The sequence below is a fragment of the Micromonospora inaquosa genome, assembly GCF_003857055.1.
GTDB lineage: Bacteria > Actinomycetota > Actinomycetes > Mycobacteriales > Micromonosporaceae > Micromonospora > Micromonospora inaquosa.
The window spans coordinates 1-4,675 of sequence record NZ_QGSZ01000303.1 but is presented as its reverse complement, the minus strand read 5'-3'; the positions used below and the strand labels follow the sequence as shown (position 1 = coordinate 4,675).

Annotated in this window: 3 protein-coding genes; 2 read left to right on the top strand and 1 reads right to left on the bottom strand. The window is 70.5% G+C overall.

Features of this window, described 5'->3' with window-relative positions; translation table 11 throughout:
- Positions 1-183: 183 nt before the first annotated feature.
- A complete protein-coding gene (locus DLJ59_RS27770) occupies positions 184-1,848 on the bottom strand; it encodes a glycoside hydrolase family 10-like protein (RefSeq protein ID WP_124776057.1) in 1,665 nt (554 codons plus the stop codon).
- A gap of 202 nt (positions 1,849-2,050) precedes the next feature.
- Here DLJ59_RS27770 and DLJ59_RS27765 point away from each other — a divergent pair, with 202 nt between their 5' ends.
- Positions 2,051-3,553: an amino acid permease gene (locus DLJ59_RS27765; RefSeq protein ID WP_124776055.1), complete on the top strand. Its 1,503-nt coding sequence runs from the start codon at positions 2,051-2,053 to the stop codon at positions 3,551-3,553.
- An 80-nt stretch (positions 3,554-3,633) separates the two neighbouring features.
- Positions 3,634-4,650 (top strand): LacI family DNA-binding transcriptional regulator, encoded by a 1,017-nt coding sequence (locus DLJ59_RS27760; RefSeq protein WP_124776053.1) that lies wholly within the window; start codon positions 3,634-3,636, stop codon positions 4,648-4,650.
- The last annotated feature ends 25 nt before the right edge of the window (positions 4,651-4,675 follow it).

The window sequence follows — 4,675 nt, the reverse complement described above, 5'->3', positions numbered from 1 at the left end:
GCACGGGTTACCTCCGCGGGGGTGAGCGGGTGGGTCGGAAGTTACCGGCGGGTTACCGGATGTCGATGAGTGTCGATCAACTGATCAACTAGGCGGTATGGGGATCGCCAACTATTGGTGACATGCGTTGAAACAGACGAATGCCCCGGACGCCTGAGGCGTCCGGGGCATTCAGAAGGCGGGTCAGCGCAGCACGAAGGCCGGCGGGCTCGCGGGGCTCTCGTTGGCGGACCGGTCCAGGGCGGTCAGCTGGTAGGTGTAGCGCCGGCCAGGCTCGGCCGAGGTGTCCACCCAGGACTGCGCGCCGCTGGGGGTGGCCCGGACGGTGCCGACCAGGTGCGCGGCGTCGGCTGTGGCGCACCGGCCGGGCAGCGTGGTGCCGTCGAACCGGTAGATCGCGTACGAGGTGGCGGTGCCGAGCGGGCCGACGCCGTCGGCGGGCTGCCGCCAGGTGAGCCGGACCCCGTCGGCCTGCCGGGTCGCCTTGGTGACCACCGGGAAGAGCAGCGGGCGGGCCGGCAGGTGGGGCATCGCCGGCACCAGCGCCGGGCGGGAGTAGTGCTCAGCCGCGTAGATGTCGGTGGCGCCGAGCCGGTTGGCCCGCACCTGCACCGCGGAGAAGTGCACGTTGCCCTGCACCTCCGGGTACGACCGGTTGAGCGTCAGGTGGTCGGACAGCTCACGCGGGTTCTGCCAGTACGACCCGTACGCCGGGTCGCCGCTCTTGTAGTCGGCCTGCCCGATGTAGAGCTGCACCCGGGTGCCGCGCACCGTCTCGGCCCACCACGGCACCAGACGCGCGTAGTCGGCCGCCGGGTACTGGCCGATGTACCAGTAGAGCTGCGGCACCACGTAGTCGATCCACTCCTGCTTGATCCACTTGCGGGTGTCGGCCGAGATGATGTCGTACGACTGGCTGCCGGTGGTGTCCGAGCCGAGCGGGTCGACGGCCTTGTTGCGCCAGATGCCGAACGGGCTGACCCCGAACTTCACCCACGGCTTCGCCGCCTTGATCTTGCCGTTCATCTCCTGGATCAACAGGTTGATGTTGTCCCGCCGCCAGTCGGCCCGGTCGGTGAAGCCCCGGTTGTGGGCCGCGAAGGTCGCGTCGTCCGGCACCTGGTAGGTGCCGCTCGGGTAGGGGTAGAAGTAGTCGTCGAAGTGGACCCCGTCGATGTCGTACCGCTTGACCGCGTCCATCATGGCGGTCTGGACGAACTCGCGGACCTCGGGGATTCCCGGGTTGTAGTAGAGCCGGCTGCCGGCCACGCCGGCCGGTGGGTAGGCGAAGGTCCAGTCGGGGTGCTGCTGGGCCGGGTGGCCGGGGGCGAGTTGGGCCGGGTCGGCGCCAGCGCCGCCGGGGGCCGGCATGGAGACGCGGTACGGGTTGAACCAGGCGTGGAACTCCAGGTTCCGCTTGTGCGACTCGTCGACCAGGAAGGCCAGTGGGTCCCAGCCCGGGTCCTGGCCGCGTACCCCGGTCAGGTATTCCGACCAGGGTTCGTACGGTGAGGGCCAGAGCGCGTCGGCGGTGGGCCGGACCTGCACCACGACGGCGTTGTGGTGCAGTCGCCCGGCCAGGTCGAGCAGTTCGCGGTACTCGGCCTGCTGTGCGGCGATCCGGTCCGGGTTGGTCTGGGACGCCTTGCTCGGCCAGTCGATGTTGACCACCGATGAGATCCACATGGCCCGGAACTGCCGCTTCGGGGTGGCCGGGTCGGTGGCGCAGGTGGCGGTGGTGGTGGCGGTGTCGGCCGCGCTGGGCGCGGCGCTCGCGGGGGTGGCGGTGACGAACGTGCCGAGCAGGGCTGCGACCAGCCCGGCGATTCCGAGTCGAGTGGTTTTCATGCGGTGTGTCCCTTCGGTGGGGCTCCCGGATGTTTCGCGCGGTGCGCGGCAACATTCGCCGTCGATGTCCGCGTTCCTGGTAGGAAATTTTCATAGTCTGGCCATCGCCGCAAGAGTTCGGGGTTGACCAATCGCGCCGCTGGGTAGCAACGGCGGTCACCGGCCGCCACGGAGGTGGTCGCACGGTGGGAGGGGTGACCGGGTGTCCGTGCTGCGCACAAAACCAATCAAGGACGTGATAGCCCAAGGCGAGGCGGACGGCAGCGACGGCCAACTGGGGCTGAAGCGACGCCTCGGCGCGATCGACCTCACCGGCTTCGGCATCGGCATCGTGATCGGCACCGGCATCTTCACCCTCACCGGGATCGAGGCCCGGGACAGCGCTGGGCCGGGCGTGGTGATCTCCTTCGCCATCGCCGGCGTGGTGGCCCTGCTCGCCGCCCTCTGCTACGCCGAGCTGGCCTCCAGCGTGCCGACCGCCGGCAGCGCCTACACCTACGCGTACGCCACGATGGGCGAGATCGTCGCGTGGATCATCGGCTGGGACCTGCTGCTGGAGTTCGCGCTCGGTGCCGCCGTGGTGGCCCGAGGCTGGTCCGGCTACCTCGCCGAACTGCTCGACCTGCCGACCCGGTGGTTCGGCGAGGAGGGCAGCACTGTCAACGTGGGCGCCATCGCCATCGTGCTGATCCTCGGCATCGTGGCGATCGTCGGCATCCGTGAATCCGCCCGGATCACCAACCTGCTGGTGCTGGTCAAGGTGGCCATCTGCGTCTTCGTGGTGGTCGCCGGGCTGTTCTTCGTCAGGGCCGCCAACCTCACCCCGTTCATCCCACCGGCCGAGCCCGCCGGGAGCGGCGACGACGGCATCAAGCAACCGGTGACGCAGGCGCTCTTCGGGCTGGAGCCGTCGGTCTTCGGCTTCGTCGGGGTGCTCAGCGCCGCCGCCGTGGTCTTCTTCGCGTACACCGGTTTCGAGGCCGTGGCCAACCTGGGTGAGGAGACCAGGAAGCCCAAGCGGGACCTCACCCTGGGTCTGCTCGGCACGCTGCTGATCTCCACGGTGCTCTACATCGGCGTATCGCTGGTGGTGGTCGGGATGGTGCCGTACACCGAGATCGACAGGGGCGCCCCGATCGCGTCGGCCTTCGAGTCGGTCGGCGCGGGCTGGGCCGCCGTGCTGGTCTCCATCGCCGCGGTCGCCGGCCTGACCAGCGTCATCCTGGTCGACCTGGTGGCGATGGGCCGGATCGGTTTCGCCATCGCCCGGGACGGGTTGATCCCGCCCTCGATCGCGAAGGTGCACCCGCGCTGGGGGACCCCGTACCGGATCTCCGCGATCATGACGGTGGCGGTCGCGCTGCTGGCCGGCCTCCTGCCGCTGTCCGCGCTGGCCGACCTGGTCAGCATCGGCGCGCTCTGCGCGTTCGTCCTGGTGTCGGTGGCGGTGCCGATCCTGCGCCGCAAGCGACCGGACCTGGAGCGGCCGTTCCGGGTGCCGTTCTCGCCGGTGCTGCCGATCGTCTCGGCGCTGGCCTGCTTCTACCTGATGCTCAACCTGTCGGTGGAGACCTGGCTGCGGTTCCTGGCCTGGATGCTGCTCGGCGGGTTGATCTACTTCGGTTACGGCTACCGCCGCAACCGGCTGGCCCGACACGAGCCCGCCGTCGCCCCGGATCCCCGTGCGCCGACCGCCGACAGCTGACCGGAGGCGCTGAGCGAGGGACCCTGGCGCGCCGGGTCGCTGACGGTATGGTGCGCCCCTCACCTCGGGGAGGTTGCGGCGTGCGACACAGACTCAAGGACGTAGCCGAGCGGGCCGGCGTCTCCGTCAAGACCGTCTCCAACGTCGTGAACGGCCACGTGCACGTGCGGGCGGACACCCGGGCCCGCGTCGAGGAGGCGATCGCCGAACTCAACTACCGGCCCAACCTCTCGGCCCGTCACCTGCGCAAGGGGCGCACCGGCGTGATCGCGCTGGCCGTTCCGGAACTGGACATCCCGTACTTCGCCGAGCTGGCCCGCCACGTGGTCAGCGCCGCCGCCGAGCACGGCTGGACGGTGCTCATCGACCAGACCGGCGGTCGGCGCGAGCAGGAACGGGTGGTCGCCTCCGGTGTCACCGACCACCTGATCGACGGGCTCATCCTCAGCCCGCTGGCGCTCACCGCGGCGGACCTGGCCGGCCTGGACGGCACCCCGATGGTGCTGCTCGGGGAGCGGATCGCGGACGGCCCGGCGGATCGAGTGGTGATCGACAACGTGGCGGCGGCCCGGGAGATCACCGCCCACCTGATCCAGCTGGGGTGCCGCCGGATCGCGGCCGTCGGCGTGCAGCGCACCGACGAGGGTGCCAGCGCCCGGCTGCGCCTGGCCGGCTACCGGGACGCGCTGCGCGCCGCCGGGCTTGCATACGACCAGGCCCTGGTGGCGTCCGCGCCGACCTGGCACCGCGCGGACGGTGCGGCCGCGATGCGTGGCCTGCTCACCTCCGACGTACGCCCCGACGCCGTCTTCTGCTTCAACGACACGCTGGCCCTCGGTGCCCTGCGCGCGCTGCACGATGCCGGGCTGCGGGTGCCCGAGGACGTGGCGGTGGTCGGCTTCGACGACATCGAGGACGGCAGGTTCGCCATCCCGACCCTGAGCACCGTCGCCCCGGACAAGGAGCAGATCGCCCGCCTGGCCATCCAACTCCTCGCCGACCGTCTGGACGGCGACCGCACGCTCCCCGCCCGACAACTCAAGGCCCGATACCGCCTGCGATTCCGCGAATCCACGGTGGGGCGGGTGGGTGGTTAGTCGAAGAAGCGGGCCAGGTGGGACT